Genomic DNA, 18,874 nt, shown 5'->3' with positions numbered 1-18,874 from the left:
GACTCAAGAGGCCGCGATATGAACCTGCTCTCGCCTCCCGACATGGTGGATATCGTCGAAGTGGCCCCCCGCGACGGCTTCCAGTCGATCCGCGAACCTCTACCTACCGCCGAGAAGATTCGTTGCATCCAGGCGCTGATCGATGCCGGCGTCACGCGGATGGAAATCGGCTCCTTCGTCAGCCCCAAGGCAATTCCGCAGATGGCCGATACCGGCGAGCTGGTCGCTGCCTTCGCCGACCGGGCTGCCATGCGCTTCTCGGCCCTGGTGCCCAATCTGCACGGTGCCGAGCTGGCGCTGGACTCCGGCGTTCGCGAGCTGGTGTTCGTGGTTTCGGTCTCCGAGTCGCACAATCAGGGCAATGTGCGGCGCAGCGTGGACGACTCCCTGGCCGATCTCGAGCGCATCGTTGCCCTCATGCAACGGGAGGGTAATACCTATCTGCGGCTCGACCTGGGCACCAGTTTCGACTGCCCTTATGAGGGCACCATCGACTGGCGCCAGGTCGATAGGGTGCTCGCACGCGCCATGGCGATCTGCGGCGATATGCCGATGGAAATCGCGCTGTGCGATACCACCGGCCGCGCCACCCCCTACCAGGTGGCAAAGCACTTCTCCCGCCTGATCGACCATCACGGCCGCGCCGGCATGAAGTGGGCATTCCATGGCCACGACACCTTCGGCATGGGTGTTGCCAATGCGCTGTTCGCACTTCATCACGGCGCCACCGCCATCGATACCGCCTGTGCCGGCCTCGGGGGCTGCCCCTTTGCCCCTGGCGCCACGGGCAATACCGCCACCGAGGACCTGCTGCATGCCCTCGACGGCGGCAAGGTCTATACCGGCATCGACATGGCACGCCTGCTGCTGGCCGCCGACGCCATCGCCGCGCTACCCGGCGGCCAGACCGCCAGCCACCTGCGCCAGGTACCTCGCGAGCGGGCGGCATGATCCGCCACCATCGACGACAGGTAGAACTCGTTGGTGCCTCAGGACTTGCCGGCGGTAAAGCCGCCATCGACCAGCAGGTGGGCCCCGGTGACGAAGCTGGCCTCGTCGCTGGCCAGGAACAGGAAGGCGTTGGCGATCTCCTCCGGGCGGCCCAGGCGGCCGATGGGATGCAGGCCGATCAGCCCCTGCAGCATATCGTCGTCCAGGGCCTCAAGCAGCGGGGTGTCGATATAGCCCGGGCCGATAGCGTTGACCCGCACGCCCTTCGGCGCGGCCTCGATGGCCAGGGTCCGGGTCATGTTGACCACCCCGCCCTTGGCGGCGGTGTAGGCAGCGGTTTGGGACTGGCCGAAGACCCCGAGGATGGAGGCGCAGTTGACGATGCTGCCGCCGCCCTGGCAGTACATTACCCGCAGCGCGGCCCGCGCCACCCGGAAGACGCCGTTGAGGTTGATATCGATGACCTTCAGGTACTCCTCGTCGCTGAGTTCGTCAGAGGGGCAGATGCCGCCGATGCCGGCGTTGTTGAACACCGCCTCCACGCTGCCGAGCTCGGCCGCGGTGTCGGTGAACAGGCGGTCGACTTGGGCAGTGTTGGTGACGTCCACAGCCTGAAAGAGGCAGCGGCCGTCGTACCGGTCATCCAGCTGGGCGGCCTGCGCCTTGCCCTCGCTGTCTTCCAGATCGGCGATGACCACGCTGGCACCTTCCTGCAGGCAGCGCTCCACGCTCGCCAAGCCGATGCCGCTGGCCCCGCCGGTGACGATGATGTTCTTTCCCTGCAGCCGCATGTAAGACTCCTCTGATCACGAATTCAATGGCCCTGCCGGGCCAGTGCGCCTGCAGTGTAGTCAATCGAGGTGATAACTCCCCGCTGTCGCGTCGGTTTTCTCAGCGTGTCTTGACCTTCATCAACTCGTCCCAGCGTGTGGTGTAGCGCGACGAACGCCGCTCGCAACGTAGCGCCCAGGCGCTATTGTCGCGCGGCAAGCAGAAGCGCACGGTATCGCGGCCCATCTCGCGATTGAGCCTGTCCACCGCGGCCATCAAGCGCTGGCTGCGATCGTTTTCGGCCTCGCTCTGCGCGGCGTCGTACAAGGTCAGCTGACGGTGCTGCGCATCAACCAGGTCGAGTAACATGACCCCACACTTCTGATAGCGGTAGCCATCGCGAAAGATCGCACTGAGCCCCCGCCGCGCCACCGCGAGCAGCTCGCGGCTGTCGTCTGATGGCCGTACCAGCGGCACGACTACGCTATTGCGGTACTGGGCCTCGCCGGCCACGAAAGGGTTGGTGCGCACCATGACCATCACCGCGCGTGCCAGATGCCGCTGACGGCGCAGTTTCTCCCCTGCGCGGGCGGCATGCTGGCGCACGGCGGCTTCCAGCTCGTGGCGCTCGCCGGTCAACCGCCCGAAGGAGCGCGACACCATGATGCGCTGCCGCGGTTCGCTCATGTCCTCGAGGACGATAGCGCTATGGCCACGCAGCTCCCAGACGATGCGCTCCAGCACCACGGAAAAGGTGCGGCGAATGAGCTTGGAGTCAGCCTCACGCAGTTGCCAGGCGGTATCGATCCCCATCAGCGCCAGCCGCTCGGAGGTGCGTCGGGCCACACCCCATAGTGCCGCGACGGGCAATCGCTGCAGCAGCGCCCGGGTGGCCGGATCGTCGGCATCCAGTCGGCAGACACCTGCGTAGGCGGCGATCGTCTTGGCGGCGCGATTGGCGACCTTGGCCAGCACGCGCGTCGGCGCCAGGCCCACGCACACCGGGAGGCCGGTATCACGACAGACCATCTCGCGCAGCCGCTGGCCACGCGCTTCAAGCGTCGAGGCATCGAAGCCGACGAAACTCACGAAGCTCTCGTCGATGGAATACACCTCCACGTCCGGCGAGAACTCGGCCAGTATCGCGTTGACGCGTCGACTCATGTCGCCATAGAGCGCGTAGTTGCTGGAGAGCAGCACCGCATGACGACGTATCGCCGGCGGCAACAGGTGCATCGGCGCACCCATGGCGACTCCCAACGCCTTGAGCTCTTGCGAGCGGGCCACCACGCAGCCGTCGTTGTTGGACAACACGCCGACCGGCAGGCCTTCCAGGCGCGGCGCAAAGACGCGCTCGCACGAGACATAGAAGTTGTTGCAATCGACCAGGGCGATCACGAGGCGATCCCCGGCAACTCATGCACGACATGGGTGACCACCCCCCATACCTGGCATTCGCGCCCCTCCAGCGGAATCGGGGCGAAGCGCGGATTGCTCGCCACCAGGCAGGTTCGCTCCTGGCGGCACTCGAGTCGCTTGACGGTAGGCTCACCATCCACGGCAACGACGATCACCCGCCCGGGCAGCGGTTCGAGGCTACGGTCCACCACCAGCAGGTCGCCGTGGTGGATGCCGTCGCCGAGCATGGAGTCGCCCTCGGCACGCACAAAGTAGGTAGAGGCCGGCCGACGGACCACATGGGCGTGCAGGTCGATCTCGACGTCGAGATGATCGTCGGCGGGGCTGGGAAAGCCGGCCCGTACCCGGCAGCCCATCAGTGGCTGGGTAACGCTCGGGTAGGCGACCACGGCGCGGCCGAGTGCCCGTATGGCGGGATCAAGGGGGATCAGCGACATCGGCACCTCCATCAATACTATATAAATAAACAGTATCAGGCATCCCTATCCGTCTGGCAACTCTGGCCAGCGTCCTCCGGCGTGCTAACGTGAGCAGACAACCATCAGGACGCCCACCATGCCGCATCCGACCCATCCGCTGCTCAACCGTCGGCCCTTCACCGAAAAGGGCAAGGTCGTCTCCGCCCGGGAAGCCGTGAACCTGATCCGTGACGGCGACGCCCTGGCCACCGGCGGCTTCGTCGGCATCGGCTTTGCCGAGGGGCTTGCGGTGTCGCTCGAGGAGCGCTTCCTGGAGACCGGCGAGCCCCGCGGCCTGACCCTGATGTATGCCGCCGGCCAGGGCGACGGCAAGACCCGTGGTCTCAACCACTTGGGTCACGAGGGTCTCGTGGCGAAGGTAATCGGCGGCCACTGGGGGCTGGTGCCGGCCCTTCAGAAACTCGCCATTGAGGGACGTATCCAGGCCTGGAACCTGCCGCAGGGAGTGATCTCACACCTGTTCCGCGACATCGCCGCCGGCAAGCCGGGCACCCTGACCCGCGTCGGCCTTGGCACCTTCGTCGACCCGCGCCTGGGCGGCGGCAGGATCAACGACGTCACCACTGATGAGCGCGTGTCGTTGATGCCGATCGATGGCCAGGAGTATCTCTTCTACCGCGCCCTGCCGCTGCAGGTGGCGCTACTGCGCGGCACCACCGCTGACACCCTGGGCAATGTGAGCATGGAGCGCGAGGCCCTGATCCTGGAATCGCTGGCGATCGCCACAGCGGTGCACAACTCCGGGGGCGTGGTGATCGTGCAGGTGGAGCGGCTGGCCGAGCGTGGCACCCTGCACCCCAAGGACGTGAAGATCCCTGGCATTCTGGTGGACTGCGTAGTGGTCTGCGATGACCCGGCCCACCACTGGCAGACCTTCCGCACCGCCTACAACCCGGCCTTCTCCGGGGAGATCCGGGCCCCCATGGCGGCGCCCGAGCCGCTACCGCTCTCGGCCCGCAAGATCATCGCCCGGCGCGCGGCCTTCGAGCTGCGTCCCAATAGCGTGGTCAACCTGGGGATCGGCATGCCCGAGGGCGTCGGCGCGGTGGCAAGCGAGGAGCGCCTGCTCGAGCACCTGACCCTGACCGCTGAGCCCGGGGTGATCGGCGGCCTGCCGGCGGGTGGGCTGGATTTCGGCGCGGCGCTGAATACTCAGGCGATCATCGACCAGCCGGCTCAGTTCGACTTCTACGACGGCGGCGGACTCGACATTGCCTTCCTGGGCATGGCCCAGGTCGACGGTACCGGCAATGTCAATGTCTCTCGCTTCGGCTCGCGGCTGGCCGGCGCCGGCGGCTTCATCAACATCAGCCAGAATGCGCGCAAGGTGGTGTTCATGGGCACCTTCGTGGCCACCAAGGAGGCACTCTCCATCGTCGATGGAAGGCTCGAGGCGCCCCCGGGCGGCCAGGGCAAGTTCGTCGCTGAGGTGGAACACCGCACCTTCAGTGGGACCCTGGCCGCAGCAGACGGCAAGCCGGTCTGCTATGTCACCGAACGGGCGGTGTTCGAGCTCACCCCGGAGGGGCTCACCCTGACCGAGATCGCCCCGGGGGTCGAGCTGGAGCGTGACGTCCTGGCGCTGATGGCCTTCACTCCGCGGATGCCCGAGCCGCCCCGCACCATGGACGCACGCATCTTCCGCGAGGCACCCATGGGACTCGTTGACGAGCTGCTCGACCAGCCGTTATCGCAGCGCTTCAGCCTCGACGAGAGCGAAGATGTGCTCTTCATCAACTTCGAGCACCTGCGGGTCGCCTCCCGAGCGGACATCGACGCCATCGAGCAGGAGGTTGAGCGCCGCCTCGCCCCGCTGGGCCGCCGGGTCCAGGCCATCGTCAACTATGACCACTTCCGCATCGACGATGCCCTGCTCACCCCCTACACCGAGATGGTGCACGGCCTCGAGGAGCGCTTCTACACCAAGGTGACCCGCTACACCACCAGCGGCTTCATGCGTCGCAAGCTCGGCCACGCCCTGGAGGCGCGGGCCGTCCCGCCGCACATCTACGAGAGCGCCGAGGAGGCAAGGGAACACCTCAAGGATCCGGACTGAACTCGTGGACACACCCTGATTACCAGGACCTTCGCACCAGAAGCCGGGACATCATGCCCATGGACGACGTCGCCAGCCAGTTCCTTACCGCCAACGATTCCGCCATCCGCCTTGGTGTGGCGCTGCTGCTGGGCGCTCTGATCGGCATCGAGCGCGGCTGGGTAGCGCGGGAACAGCCGTCCGGCGAGCGCATCGCCGGCATCCGCACCCACGCGCTGGTCGGGCTACTCGGGGGCATCGCCGCCCTGCTCTCGGATGCCGTCACCGAATGGGCCTTCCCGCTCGTCTTCGTGACCGTGGCCGCGATCAGCCTGGTCGCCTGGCGAGCGAAACTGGCGGAGCAGCATGACTACAGCATCACTGGTCTGATGGGCCTGCTGTTGACCTTCTGCTTCGGCGCGGTGGCCGTGGCGATCGACCTGGCCCTGGCCGCCGCCGGCGCGGTGATCACCGCGGCGATCCTCGACAACAAGCACGAGATCCACGGTTTGCTGAACAAGCTGCAGGCCCATGAGCTCGATGCCGGCCTCAAATTGCTGCTGATCAGCGTGGTGATGCTGCCGCTGCTCCCTGACCGCGGCATGGGCCCCGGCGGGGCGCTCAACCCCTACGAGATCTGGTGGATGGTAGTGCTGATCGCCTCGATCTCCTTCGTCGGCTACTTCGCCATGCGCCTGGGCGGTGCCGAGAAGGGCATCCTCTTCACCGGCCTCTTCGCCGGACTCTCTTCCTCCACGGCGCTGACCTTGCACTTTGCGCGGATGTCGCGCCAGAGCCGGGAGGTCGAGGCGATGCTGGCCGCCGGCATCCTGCTGGCCTGCGGCACCATGTTTCCGCGCATCCTGATCTATGCGGCGGTAATCAGTCCCGGGCTGCTGCCCCAGCTACTCTTCCCGATCACGGTGATGGGGGGGATGCTCTACCTGCCGGCGCTGACCCTCTGGCGCCGCCACCGCCAGTCCCTCAGGGTCGACAGCCCGACACCGATCCAGAACCCCCTGGAACTGAGCACGGCGCTGCTGTTCGGCGCCCTGCTGGCGGTGATCATGCTGCTCGGCGAGTGGCTGCGCGGCTGGCTGGGAGAGGCCGGTATCTACCTGCTGGCGGCCTCTTCGGGAGTGGCCGATGTCGACGCCATCACCCTATCGCTGACCCGCATGTCGCTGGAGCGCATCGCCCCGTCCACCGCGGTGCTGGGCATCGTCATCGCCGCCGCGGTCAACAACCTCTTCAAGTCGGGGCTGGCCACCGCCCTCGGTACCCGACAGCTAGGCAAGCGGGTCGCGCTGCCGATGGTCGCCTCGATGGTGGCGGGCCTGGCGCTGGCCTGGCTGGTCTAAACCGGCAAACTCAGACCTGCAGGCGGTCATCGATCAGCCGGCCCAGTGTCACTGCTACGACAGCGGCGGGCCCGATGTCGCCCGGATGCTGAGTTCTTCAGCCGCCACGGGCCGGCCGAAGAAATTGCCTTGAAACGCCAGGCAGCCATGCTCGACCAGCCAGTCGCGCTGGGCCGCCCCTTCGACGCCCTCGGCAATGACTTCCAGTTGCAGGCTGTTCGAGAGCGTGATGGTGCTGGCGACGATGGCAGCGCTGGTATCGTCCTCGAGCAGGTCATGCACGAAGGCCTGGTCGATCTTGAGCTGCGTCAGTGGCAATCGCTTGAGGTAGGAGAGTGAGGAGTAGCCGGTGCCGAAGTCGTCGAGCGAGAAGATCACGCCACGCTCCTTGAGCCGCAGCATCTTCTCGCGCGCGTTATCACGGGCTTCCAAAAGCAGACTCTCGGTGATTTCGAGCTTGAGATGATCGGCCGGCGCCCCGGTACGCTCGAGCACCATCATGACGCGCTCGACGAAGTCCGCTTCACGAAACTGCCGGGGACTGACGTTGACCGAGATCGTCAATGCTGACGTCGATGGGTCGCCGGCCCAGGCAACAAGTTGCGCGCAGGCGGTTTCCAGCACCCAGTCGCCGATGGGAAGAATCAACCGATTCTCCTCGGCCAGGGGAATGAAGACACCGGGCAGCACCATACCTCGCTCGGGATGCTGCCAGCGCAACAGCGCCTCGGCGCCCACCGTCTCGCCGGCGGCATTCACCTGGACCTGATAGTGGAGTCGGAACTCGTCTCGCGGCAGGGCCTGGCGCAGGTCGGTCTCAAGGCGCGCTCGAGCTTGCAGGCGGGCGTGCAGGGTGGGATCGAAGAAGCGCAGGGTGTTGCGGCCGGCCACCTTCGCTTGATACTGCGCCATGTCGGCCTGCTGCAGGACCTCATCGATGGTGATGCCCCGATCGCGGAACAGCGTGATGCCAATACTCCCAGTCACCCTCAGGGCCTCGTCACCCAGCGGAAACGCCGTCTCCAGCACGCCCAGAAGCTTGTAAGCGACCAGGTGCGATACGTGAGCCACCGACTCCTCATCGGGTCCGATACCTTGCAGCAGGACCGCGAACTCGTCACCCCCCAGACGCGCCAGCGAATCGGTGTCACGCAGGACCGCATCGAAAGTGTCGGCGATCTGCCGCAGCAGCTGGTCACCACGAAAATGGCCGCGTGTGTCGTTGATCTGCTTGAAGTTGTCGAGATCGATGATCAGCAAGGCGCCGAGCTGCCCGCTGCGACAGCTGTCCTTGAGCGCAACCTCCAGACGATCGAGCAGCAGGCGTCGATTGGGCAACCCCGTCAGAGGGTCGAAGAATGCCAACCGGCGAATCTCATCTTCCGCGACTTTTCGCTCGGCTATACCGTCGAGCGTTGCCTTATATTGCTGCTGTAGTGTCCGCCGGGCCTGTTCCAGCTCCCTAACACGCTGGCGCAGGTCTTCCTCCAACTGCCTATGATTGAGGTAATAGCGCAGCAACAGGCCGCCAAGCACCGCGATCATCAGCGCCATACCGCCGAGGACCCACACCCGCTGGGACCATACCGCCAACACCGCCGCCAGCAACATCACCACCAGGCAATAGGCGCCGATCGCACGCTGGCGAACCCATCGCTGCTCGACGCCTGCCCCCATGTCCATCGATGCTCGCCCTCGCGTGGTCAGATTGTTGTCATGCCGAATTGGCGCGTGCAGTCTACCTAAACACTTGCATAAATTCTGTTTAATGACGCTAAGGTGACAGAAAAACCGACACCACCGAGCCCTCCCCCACATGAAAAAGAGGCTTCCCTCGAGGAGTAACGCAGGCTCGAATGCCATCGCCTTTTGAGCAGCGCTGGCCAGCCTATTCACCGAGGGGCAATTGAGGCATGTGAATGACGCAAACCTTGCTAAGGTAATATCGGCGCAGGGCCACGAGGCATCCTCACGGATATTGTCATTGTCCAGGAAGACTCAGATGAACAGACGCGACTTCTTGAAGACCACGAGTGTTCTGGGCAGCAGCCTGTTGCCCTTCTCCTCTCTGCTTGCCGCGGTGGAAAATGCCAATCGCACCATCGGCAACAGCGAGTCTTTCAGTTATGCCTGGGTCAAGGGCCTCGCCAGAAATCTCGCGGCGCAGTCGCCCGAGGACGCCGATGCCGAGCTACCCGGGCCACTGCAGGACATGAGCTGGGACGACTATCAGGCCATTCGCTTCGACCGGGATCATGCGCTCTGGTCTGACGAGGAGGCGTCACACTTTCGTGCTCAGCTGTTTCACCTTGGTCTCTATTTCAGGAAGCCGGTCAGGATTCATGAAATCGTCGACGGCGCCGCCCGCGAGATCGCCTACGATCCGGCGCTGTTCGATTACGGTACCTCCGGTATCGAAGGTGACAAACTGCCGGAAGACCTGGGCTTCGCCGGCTTCCGACTTCATCATCATGACGACTGGCAGCGCGATGTCGCCGCCTTCCTCGGTGCCAGCTACTTCCGCGCGGTCGGCAAGTCATTGCAATACGGCATGTCCGCGCGCGGCCTGGCCATCGATACGGCCATGGGCAGACCCGAGGAATTCCCCGATTTCTCTCGGTTCTGGCTAGAGCGCCCGGCGGCGGACAGCGAAGTCGTCAATGTTTATGCGTTGCTCGAATCGCCCAGTATCACCGGCGCCTACCGTTTCGCAATTACCAACACCGACGGCGTCGTCATGGATGTGGATGCGGCCCTCTACCCGCGCAACGCCATCGAACGACTCGGCATCGCCCCGCTGACCAGCATGTACATGGTGGGCGAGAACGACCGTGACGCGAACTGGGACTGGCGGCCCGAGATTCACGATTCCGATGGTCTCTCGCTACATACGGGCGATGGCGAATGGCTGTGGCGCCCGCTGGTCAATCCCCCAGTGCTGCGCTTCAATGCCTACGCCGATCATAATCCGCGCGGCTTCGGCCTGATCCAGCGCGACCGGAATTTCGATCACTATCAGGACGATAGTGTCTTTTACGATCAACGGCCGAGTGTCTGGATCGAGCCCAAGAGCGACTGGGGCGCCGGCTCGATCCAGCTGGTCGAGATTCCGACTCTCGACGAAACCTTCGATAACATCGTCGCCTTCTGGCATCCAAGCGCCGAGGTGGAGCCGGGCAGTGAAATGCTGTTTGGCTATCGCATCTACTGGCGTGGCCGACCACCCGCCGAGCCTTCACTGGCGCGCTGTGTCGCGACCCGAACCGGCCTGGGCGGCGTTGTCGGTCAGATTCGCGAGTATTTCAGCTGGCGGTTCGTGGTCGATTTCCAGGGCGGGCCCTTCCCTTTCGCGGAGGACGCGGATATCTCTGTCGAGCCCGTTATCGAAACATCCGCCGGCCGCATCGAGATCACCTCCGCACGGCCACTGGCATCGATCCAGGGCTACCGGGCGATGTTCGATGTTGTGCCCCCGGATGAGGGTATCGAGCCCATCAACCTGCGGCTCTACCTGAAGGCCGATGGCAAGCCCCTGACCGAAACCTGGATCTACCAATGGACACCGCCACCGTCAGATGAGCGCGACCTGCACAACCCGTCGCATCTGTAGCAAGGCATACCAGGAGGAAACTCTCCTCGAGCGCCACTGTCGCAGCCTGACTTATATCACCAGGAGATTTCATGGCCGACTATGTCAACGACCCTACCCTGCCTGCGCCGCCGTTTCCCGGCAGTCACATGGTGATCGATGATCGTTATGTATTCGTGTCGGGACTGACGGCCTCGGATGTTCAGGATGGTAAAAATGTTATCGGTGATATCAAGGAAGAGACCCGCCGGGTGATGCGAGAGCTAGCGCGCATGCTCGCCCTGATGGAAATAAGCTTCGACGAGGTGCTGCGGGTGGATATCCACCTGGCCGACCTTGGCGACATCGGCGAGATGGATAGCGTCTATGCCGAGTTCTTCGACAGCCGTCGTTACCCCGCTCGTACCTGTACCGAATCGCCCCGCCTGAGCGGTGGCGCTAGCGTGGAAATCACTCTGATGGCCCGGCGGTCGACATGAAGTATCTCGGAGCCCATGTCAGTGCCGCCGGCGGGCCTGATCAGGCCGTGCTGCGCGCCGTCGAGATCGGTGCTGATGCCTTCGCATTGTTCACCAAGAACCAGCGCCAGTGGCAGGCCAAACCGCTCACCGATGAGGCCATTGCCGCCTTCCGCGCAGCCTGCGAGGAGCATGGCTTCGGTAATGGACAGATCCTTCCCCACGACAGCTACCTGATCAACCTCGGTCATCCTGAGGCTGCAGGGCTCAAGAAGTCCCGCGCGGCCTTCCTCGACGAGTTCCAGCGCTGCGAGCAACTCGGGCTCTCGTTGCTCAACTTCCACCCTGGCAGCCACCTGAAGAAGATCAGCGAGGGCGAGTGCCTGAGCCGCATCGCCGACTCCATCGACGAGGTGCTGTCACGCACACAAGGGGTGACAGCGGTGATCGAGAACACCGCCGGCCAGGGCACCAATCTGGGATGGCGCTTCGAGCAACTGGCCGAGATCATCGACCAGGTCGACGACAGGTCGCGGGTCGGTGTGTGTATCGACACCTGCCACGCCTTCGTCGCCGGCTATGACCTGCGCACGCCCGAGGCCTGTACCGCGACGCTGGATGAGTTCGACAACGTGGTCGGCCTTGACTATTTGCGAGGCATGCACCTCAACGATGCCAAGAGCGAATTCGCCAGTCGCGTCGACCGACATCACAGCCTGGGCAAGGGCAACATTGGCCTCGACGCCTTTTCCACCCTGATGCGCGACCCGCGACTCGACGGCATTCCCATGGTGCTGGAAACTATCGAGCCGGCGCTCTGGGCCGAGGAAATTGCCTGGCTGCGTGCCCAAATGAATGACACGACGCCCTTTTCCCGGAACCATCGGCACGATGAAGACAAAAAGTGACGAGCCATCGGCCCTTGCGGTATCGAGGGCGGGGTTGATTCTTGGCATAGACACAGGCAGCGGACAATCTCCATGACTCAGCACAACGACAGCGCCGTGGAACTCGACCCTGTCCTCGCAAAGCTGGCCAACACCATCACCGAAAACGACGGCCTGGAAAATCTTACCCGTCCACTACTGGAGCTCCTCCAGCTGGTGACGGGGTTGGAATCGACCTATCTGACCTCGATCGATTTGGAGCGCAATAATCAGTGCATTATATACTCCCTCAACACGCGTGAAATGCGCATACCGGAGTTACTGACCGTCGATTGGGATGACACGCTGTGCAAGCGGGCGTTGGCGGAAGGTGTTTCCTATACCGATGAGGTAAGCAGCAGATGGGGAGATTCAAAGGCGGCACGCGACCTGGGTATTGCCACTTACCTGAGCGAGCCCATTCGCATGGGAGACGGGGCGCTCTACGGAACGCTCTGCGGTGCCAGCCAGTCCAGGGTGCCACTGAACCCCCAGGCCAAGCAGCTGCTTGGAATGTTTTCACGGCTGATTGGCCAGCAGATCGAACGAGACCTACTGGTATCTCGGCTACGTGCCGAAAATCTTACCTATAGCCAGTATGCTCTGCAGGATCCGCTCACGGGCATCCCCAACCGTCGTGCTCTCCACCAGGAACTCACCCGGGCACTGGCTAATGCCGGCAGAACCGGTCTAAGAGTCCATGTAGCGTTCATCGACCTGGATGGCTTCAAGGCGATCAATGATGAGCACGGCCATGACCTGGGCGATCGTCTCTTGATCGCGATCGCCAGGTCACTTGAATCCGGCATGCGTACCGCCGACTTCGTATCGCGTTACGGCGGAGATGAATTCGTGTTCTTTGGTACCTCGTCACCCGGCCACGACCAAGAAGAACGTGGCACCATCCACCAACGTCTGCGGGACCTCACCTCCGGCTCTTTCTCCCTCGGCACCATCACTCTGCGCTACCAAGGCGCCAGTATCGGCGTTGTCTCGTCCTCAGCGGAAGAAACCGACAGTGACGCCTTGCTGGTCAGGGCCGACGCGGCCATGTATATCGAAAAGCAGAAACGACGCGAAGGCTGATCTGCTCTAGCAGATGAAAAGCCCATTCATCGACTAGCCCCGAGCCGTAGCGGAAGCCAAACAGCGTTAAGACGCCTCGAAAGGCCTCGCCTGCAGATCATCCGGCTCGTGACGCCGGAGAATCTCTTCCGCTTCCGGCTTTGTTTCCTCCGGGACGATCACCTTGACGTGGTTTGCTTCCTTGTCGAGATACACCTTCTCACGGGGAAACCCCTCGGAGACCAGTTCATCGAACGCGTTGATGGCCTTGTCGATGCTGCCATAGGCAGCCGTAACAGTATGACTCATAACATCCTCCACAAGCTGAGCAAGTGAATCGCAACGGCCGGCGCGGCCAGCGACAGCAGAGGAAGAGAGGGACCGCCCTCTCCTCATCTATACAGGTATAGCGGCTCACCCGCCGAGCTCAACAAAAATCCCGCTCGCCGTTGTCCCGGATCATGCTCGCTCAGAATGTCAAGCAAATCTTGCCGAAGTGGCGGCCCGACTCCTGGTGACGAAAGGCGTCGGCGATCTCCTCGAGGGCGAAGCTGCGATCGATGATCGGCTCGAGCCCACCCTCCTCGATGGCGCGGATCATCTGGTGCTGGTGGCGACGGCTGCCGACGATCAGCCCTTGCAGTCGCGCCTGCTTGGCCATCAGCTTGGCGGTGGGTATTTCACCCTCACGGCCGGTGAGCACGCCGATCAGCGAGATATGCCCGCCGATGCGCACCGCATCGATGGATTGCGCCAAGGTACCAGGCCCACCGACCTCGACCACATGATCGACCCCCTGGCCATCGGTCAGGGCCTTCACCTTGCGGCCCCAGTCGGGTTCGGTCCGGTAGTTGATGGTGGACTCGGCGCCCATCGCGGCGAGCCGCTCGAGCTTGGCGTCCGACGAGGACGTGGCAATCACTCGAGCGCCCATCAGCCGGGCGAATTGCAGGGCGAAGATCGAGACACCCCCGGTCCCCAACACCAGCACCATATCACCGGCCTTGAGGCCACCGTCGACAACCAGCGCCCGCCAGGCGGTCAGCCCCGCGGTGGTGAGAGTAGCCGCCTGTTCATGCGAGTATCCCCGCGGCTGATGAGTGAACCAGGTCGTCGGACGGATCACCTGTTCGCGGGCATAGCCATCGACGCCGTCGCCGGGCGTGGTGGCGAAGTTGCCCAGCCGCGCCGGACCTTCCAGCCACGACGGGAAGAAAGTGGAGACCACGGCATCACCCACGGCGAACTCGCTGACCTCCTCGCCCACCGCCTCGACCACCCCGGCGCCATCCGACATGGGGATGCGGCCATTCTCGGTGGGCATCATGCCGGCGACCAAGCCGTAGTCGTGGAAATTGAGCGAGCTCGCATGCAGGCGCACGCGCATTTCGCCGGCTCCCGGCTCACCCGGTGCCTCTGCGTCTTCAAGCATGAGGTTGTCGAGCCCGCCGGGCTGCTTAAGGGTGACGACTTTCATAGGGGGTTCCCGACATTGGGATGCTTTTTGTGGACATGCTTCGGGGTTCGTCTTGAGTCTAGAAAATCGTCTAGAAAATCAACATGAGCAGCCCGATGACCACCAATAAACCGATGAGAAAGATGATGCCGACGGTGCTGGCCAGAAATTTCAACATATCAACAACTCCTTGTAGGTTATCCATGCCGCGCTTCCCGGCAACGGGCGAACCACCCTCAAAATAGGAGCCAAGGCCGGTTTGCACAAGCGAGGCGTTTCACGGTTACCGCCTTCGGCGATACGTCGTCATGCTCACGTCGGGACCTGCGCCGCCTGGCGTCGATAGCGCTTGGCAAAGGGCGCTGCAGTCACGCCATGCACGATGATCGAGACGGCCACGATCAGGCTGCCGACTACCCAGGCCGTGTCGTTTTCGGTTCGCCTGGCAATCATGACGGCATAGAATAATGCCGAGACGCCGACCGGACCGAACCAGCCCATCACCAGCGCAATGCGCTTCTCCCTTACCGGCGGCAGCCAGGGTCGCAACGCCCAGATGACCGGCAAGCGGCGCAGCAGCATGACGAGCAATGCCAGCACGATGCCACTCCAGCCGAGCGCCATCCACTCGGACCAGGGCGCGATCAACCCGAATAGTACGAATACCGGCAGGGTGAAGAACAGGTTGACCGCCTCCTGTACGTTATCCTCCTCGCTGCGCTCCTTGCCGCCCACCACCTGGTCGAATGCCAGGCCGGCCGCAAACACTGCCAGGATGCTGTCGGTTCCCAGCAATTTACCCACGCCCAGCACGAGGACCGTCAGCGCCAAGGTAATGCTGAGAAAAGAGGGTTGATCGAGATGCTCCTTGGCTTCTGCCCATTCCAGGGCGCGCCCGCTGACCCAGCCAAGCAGTACGCCGACGACGATTCCCATGCCCACTTCCCATAGCCACACCGTGACGAACCAGTCCATCCAGGCCGATCCGGTGGGGGCGGTCAGCAGCAGGATGGGCAGCAACACCAGCGGATACGCCAGGCCATCGTTGGCGCCGGACTCGCTGGACAGCAGATGCCTGAACGACTCGGGCAGACTCTCCTTGGCCAGGCTGCCCGTGACAATCGACGAGGCCAGCACCGGGTCCGTGGCGCACACGCTGGCACCGACCAGCATCGCGATCAGCCAGGGTAGCCCGAGTGTCCAGTGGGCCAGCAGCGCGCTGATCAGAAACATCGCCGGCATGCCGATCGCCAGCAACAGGAACAGCGATTGCCAATGTCGCCGGGGAAAGTTCGGCGGCAAGCGCAGCGCGATGCCCATCAGGCTGATGCCAAGCGTCAGGCGGGTGGTCTCCTCGAGCAGCGTATCGACATTGCCCCACGCTGAGGGATTGAGCCACCCGAGCCCATGGGGACTGAGCAGAATGCCCAGCAGGAAGGCCACCAGTGGCGGCGACAACCAGGAGCGATCGAGCGGTCGTGACAGCAAGCCGAGTACGAGGATCAAGGCGCCGACCGTGGCCAGAGCGACGTTGAGTTCCTGCATGCCCGATCCTCCTGCCAAGGTAGCCTATCCCGGCGTGATCGGCAGATGGCGCTTGTGCGTGGTATGGGAATAGACGGAAACGATAATCCGGTAGGTCCGTTCGCTGACCGGCTTGCCTTCCAGGAAATCATCGATCTCCTCATAGCTGACCCCGAAGGCCTCTTCATCGGTCTTCATGGGCGAGAGGGATTCCAGGTCGGCCGTGGGGACCTTGTCGACCAGTTCACTGGGGGCGCCCAGTGCTGCGCCGACCGCGCGCACCTGGCGTTTGCTCAGACCGGTCAGGGGCGCGACGTCGCAGGCGCCGTCACCGTACTTGGTGAAAAACCCCATCAACGCCTCGGCCGCCTGATCCGTGCCGACCACCAACCCACGCCGCGCTCCCGCGACGGCATACTGGGCGATCATGCGCTGCCGGGCCTTGATGTTGCCGAGAATGAAATCCCGATGGGCGGCATCGCGAAACACCAGCCCACCCGCCTCCAGCGCCTCCAGCATCGCGTCGCTGGCGGGCTTGATGTCAGTGCTCAGCACCTCATCGGGCTTGATGAACTGCAGCGCCCGCTGGGCATCGGCCTCGTCCTTCTGTTCCCCGTAGGGCAGGCGCATGGCCACGAACGTCGCCTGCTGCCCCGCATCTCGCGCTTTTTCCACTGCCAACTGAGCCAGCCGACCCGCCACGGTGGAGTCCACGCCGCCGCTGATACCCAGCACCAGGGCCAGCTGGCCTGACGTTTCCAGCTGCGCGCAGAGAAAATCCCGGCACCGCTCGGCTGTCTGCTGAGGCTCGATCCGCCCCTGCACCTGCAAGGCGGCACCGATGTCGCGCTGTTGCTCGGGAGAGGCACGCTTGTCCATCTCGTTCGGCTCCTTGAATGAGAAGGCTGACATTGAATGGAGTCGGTCGATCAAGCCGCCGTGGTATTGCCGCAGGCCAGGCGGTGGTAGTGAGGTATCCGCTCCAGGGCGTAGTGCGCTGCGGCCAGGCGAACCTCGTTGCGCTCCCCATTGAAGCGGCGTGTTTCACAGAAATCGTGCACACGACACCGATGGCGAAAGGCCCAGGCAAAGCAGACCGTCCCGATTGGCGTGTCGTCATCACCCGGATTGGGGCCGGCAACGCCCGTATTGGCGAGTGCCACATCAGCATTGTTGTTGTCCAGCGCCCCGAGCGCCATCTCCCTGGCCACGGCTTCGCTGGTCAGGCCATGCGTGTCGATGGTGTCGAAACTGACGCTTAGATAACGCTTCTTCGCTTCGGGAGAGTAGACCGCCAGACCACAATCGATCGACTGGCCGCTCCCGGGGACGCGAGCCAGCTCAGAAACGATCAATCCCGCCGTGCATGACTCGGCGGTGGCCAGCATCAGTTCTTCTTTAATGAGGTATTGGGTGATGTTGTTCAGCAAGTCCATTGCCGTATCTCCGCGTCCTGACGACGTCTGCACTCTAGCGAATACGTCGAGCACTCCGCCTTAACCTAGACTATTCATGCCCTTTTTGCCCCGATCACCGCGCCAGGGCCTTCAGCATGGCGCGGTGGCTATCATCGTCACCCTCCCTCAGGCGCGCCCCGTCTCGTGCAGCTGCCAATCATTATCGGTCAACGGTTCGCCGCCTTGTGGCGTCACCCGCACGGTGTCGCTCAGGCCGATGCCCCACTGGCCCGGCACGCGCAGGCAGAGAGGTAAATGGAAGACCATGTCGGCTTCGAAGGCGCGATGCTGACCGCGAGCGATATAGCCGGTTCCCTCGACCCAGCTGGGCGGAAACTGCGCGCCCACCGCGTAACCGAACACGCCGGAGAAGAACACCCTGTCGGCATGCGGCGCCAGTGCCCCTTCGGCCGCGCGGGCGGCATCATCGAAGGAGTTGCCGGGACGCATGGCCTGGGTCAGCGCCTCGAACATGGTGCGGCAGACATCGCGCAGCGCCTGCATCTCCGCGCTGGCGCGCCCTGCCACGGCAGTGCGCATCATCGGCGCGGTATAGCGCTGATAGGCCGAGCCGAACTCCAGGAATACCGGCTCATCGGGGGCGATGGCGTTGCGCTTGTGATTGACGTGAATGATGCTGATCCGCCGCCCCGTGGTGACGATGGGCTGCAGGCTCATGAACTCGCTGCCCGCCGCGATCAGCGCCCGGCTGCCCTCCGCTGCGACCTCGTTGTCGGAGATGCCCGGCGCGATGATCGCCATGGCCGCCCGCAGCCCTTGCGAGGTGATCCGGGCACTCTCGCGCAGGCAGTCGAGCTCGGCCGGCGTCTTGACGATGCGGATGCGGTCGAGCAGGTCGCCGCCGTCGTCGCGGAAGCGTCCGGCGCCCAGGCGGGCCTGCAGCTCGCGGATCACCCCATAGCGCAGGCCGGCGCCATAGGTATCCAGGCCGATCGAGCGAAAGGGCGCCAGCACCTGGGTCAACGGCTCGATGACTTCCTCGATGCCTTCCCAGCGATAGCCGAGGATCTCGTCCACCGTGGCGGTCACCACCGCCGGGCCGGTCTCGATCGAGGGAACCTGCAGCACCAGGCGCTCGGCCGAGACCACCAGGCAGATGTAAACCGACACTTCGAAGGTGTGATACCCCGTCAGGTAGAAGATGTCGGCGGGGTCGGTGAGCAGCAACGCCTCAAGCCCCTCACCTTGCATGGCCTGGCGCACCTGCGCGTGGCGCGCGGCGAATTCATCGGCGGCAAAGGGCAGCTCGCTTTCGGCGAGATGCTCGGCCAGGGCATGGCGGTAGGCGTGGTAGTCCATGAAATGACACTCCGGTCAGTGAAGCGAGTCAGTGGGTCATGGCAGTGTAGCCGTGAATTAAGG

The 18,874-nt window shown here is 63.8% G+C and carries 18 protein-coding genes; 7 read left to right on the top strand and 11 right to left on the bottom strand.

What is annotated here, in order from left to right; translation table 11 throughout:
• The first annotated feature begins 18 nt into the window (after positions 1–18).
• Entirely contained in the window at positions 19–951 is a 933-nt protein-coding gene (locus KG088_RS06540) for a hydroxymethylglutaryl-CoA lyase (protein WP_213824699.1), read from the top strand.
• Positions 952–989: 38 nt separating this feature from the next.
• Here KG088_RS06540 and KG088_RS06535 read toward each other — a convergent pair whose 3' ends face one another.
• The 3 genes from KG088_RS06535 to KG088_RS06525 all read right to left on the bottom strand — a co-directional run bounded on the left by KG088_RS06535 (position 990) and on the right by KG088_RS06525 (position 3,578).
• Entirely contained in the window at positions 990–1,742 is a 753-nt protein-coding gene (locus tag KG088_RS06535) for an SDR family NAD(P)-dependent oxidoreductase (protein ID WP_213824698.1), read from the bottom strand.
• A gap of 100 nt (positions 1,743–1,842) precedes the next feature.
• Positions 1,843–3,120 (bottom strand): Y-family DNA polymerase, encoded by a 1,278-nt coding sequence (locus tag KG088_RS06530; protein WP_213824697.1) that lies wholly within the window; start codon positions 3,118–3,120, stop codon positions 1,843–1,845.
• Entirely contained in the window at positions 3,117–3,578 is a 462-nt protein-coding gene (locus tag KG088_RS06525) for a LexA family protein (protein ID WP_250148104.1), read from the bottom strand. Before KG088_RS06525 ends, KG088_RS06530 begins: the two co-directional genes overlap by 4 nt.
• Before the next feature lie 118 nt (positions 3,579–3,696).
• Here KG088_RS06525 and KG088_RS06520 point away from each other — a divergent pair, with 118 nt between their 5' ends.
• Positions 3,697–5,676 carry an acyl CoA:acetate/3-ketoacid CoA transferase gene (locus KG088_RS06520; protein ID WP_213824696.1) on the top strand — a complete coding sequence of 660 codons (1,980 nt, stop codon included), beginning with the start codon at positions 3,697–3,699 and terminating at the stop codon, positions 5,674–5,676.
• Between the two features lie 59 nt (positions 5,677–5,735).
• Positions 5,736–7,016 carry an MgtC/SapB family protein gene (locus KG088_RS06515; protein ID WP_213824695.1) on the top strand — a complete coding sequence of 427 codons (1,281 nt, stop codon included), beginning with the start codon at positions 5,736–5,738 and terminating at the stop codon, positions 7,014–7,016.
• A gap of 54 nt (positions 7,017–7,070) precedes the next feature.
• On the opposite strand, the gene KG088_RS06510 is transcribed toward KG088_RS06515, so the two are convergent.
• A complete protein-coding gene (locus tag KG088_RS06510) occupies positions 7,071–8,699 on the bottom strand; it encodes a putative bifunctional diguanylate cyclase/phosphodiesterase (RefSeq protein ID WP_250148103.1) in 1,629 nt (542 codons plus the stop codon).
• A 319-nt stretch (positions 8,700–9,018) separates the two neighbouring features.
• Here KG088_RS06510 and KG088_RS06505 point away from each other — a divergent pair, with 319 nt between their 5' ends.
• The 4 genes from KG088_RS06505 (at position 9,019) to KG088_RS06490 (ending at position 13,075) form a co-directional block, all read left to right on the top strand.
• Complete coding sequence (locus tag KG088_RS06505) at positions 9,019–10,626, top strand: glucan biosynthesis protein (RefSeq protein ID WP_213824693.1); 1,608 nt, start codon at positions 9,019–9,021, stop codon at positions 10,624–10,626.
• A 71-nt stretch (positions 10,627–10,697) separates the two neighbouring features.
• Positions 10,698–11,084, top strand: a complete 387-nt coding sequence (locus KG088_RS06500) for a RidA family protein (RefSeq protein WP_213824692.1) — start codon at positions 10,698–10,700, stop codon at positions 11,082–11,084.
• Positions 11,081–11,971 carry a deoxyribonuclease IV gene (gene nfo, locus KG088_RS06495; protein WP_213824691.1) on the top strand — a complete coding sequence of 297 codons (891 nt, stop codon included), beginning with the start codon at positions 11,081–11,083 and terminating at the stop codon, positions 11,969–11,971. The genes KG088_RS06500 and nfo overlap by 4 nt, the downstream gene beginning before the upstream one ends.
• A gap of 72 nt (positions 11,972–12,043) precedes the next feature.
• Complete coding sequence (locus tag KG088_RS06490) at positions 12,044–13,075, top strand: sensor domain-containing diguanylate cyclase (protein WP_213824690.1); 1,032 nt, start codon at positions 12,044–12,046, stop codon at positions 13,073–13,075.
• 66 nt (positions 13,076–13,141) lie between these two features.
• Here the strand turns inward: KG088_RS06490 and KG088_RS06485 are convergent, their stop codons facing one another.
• From KG088_RS06485 to KG088_RS06460, 7 genes are all read right to left on the bottom strand, one after another.
• Entirely contained in the window at positions 13,142–13,363 is a 222-nt protein-coding gene (locus KG088_RS06485) for a hypothetical protein (protein WP_213824689.1), read from the bottom strand.
• A gap of 160 nt (positions 13,364–13,523) precedes the next feature.
• A complete protein-coding gene (locus KG088_RS06480; RefSeq protein WP_213824688.1) occupies positions 13,524–14,531 on the bottom strand; it encodes a zinc-dependent alcohol dehydrogenase family protein in 1,008 nt (335 codons plus the stop codon).
• Between the two features lie 70 nt (positions 14,532–14,601).
• Positions 14,602–14,715, bottom strand: coding sequence for a hypothetical protein (locus KG088_RS20160; protein WP_455026567.1), 114 nt, complete (start codon positions 14,713–14,715; stop codon positions 14,602–14,604).
• A 107-nt stretch (positions 14,716–14,822) separates the two neighbouring features.
• A complete protein-coding gene (locus KG088_RS06475) occupies positions 14,823–16,055 on the bottom strand; it encodes a cation:proton antiporter domain-containing protein (RefSeq protein ID WP_213824687.1) in 1,233 nt (410 codons plus the stop codon).
• Between the two features lie 24 nt (positions 16,056–16,079).
• A complete protein-coding gene (gene nadE, locus KG088_RS06470; RefSeq protein WP_213824686.1) occupies positions 16,080–16,913 on the bottom strand; it encodes an ammonia-dependent NAD(+) synthetase in 834 nt (277 codons plus the stop codon).
• 50 nt (positions 16,914–16,963) lie between these two features.
• Positions 16,964–17,470, bottom strand: a complete 507-nt coding sequence (locus KG088_RS06465; protein ID WP_213824685.1) for a CinA family protein — start codon at positions 17,468–17,470, stop codon at positions 16,964–16,966.
• Between the two features lie 147 nt (positions 17,471–17,617).
• Positions 17,618–18,811 carry a M24 family metallopeptidase gene (locus KG088_RS06460; RefSeq protein WP_213824684.1) on the bottom strand — a complete coding sequence of 398 codons (1,194 nt, stop codon included), beginning with the start codon at positions 18,809–18,811 and terminating at the stop codon, positions 17,618–17,620.
• Between the last annotated feature and the right edge of the window lie 63 nt (positions 18,812–18,874).

The sequence above is a fragment of the Halomonas jincaotanensis genome (genome assembly GCF_018448785.1).
GTDB classification, from domain to species: Bacteria; Pseudomonadota; Gammaproteobacteria; order Pseudomonadales; family Halomonadaceae; genus Halomonas; species Halomonas jincaotanensis.
This window is presented reverse-complemented; position numbering and strand designations above follow the sequence as displayed.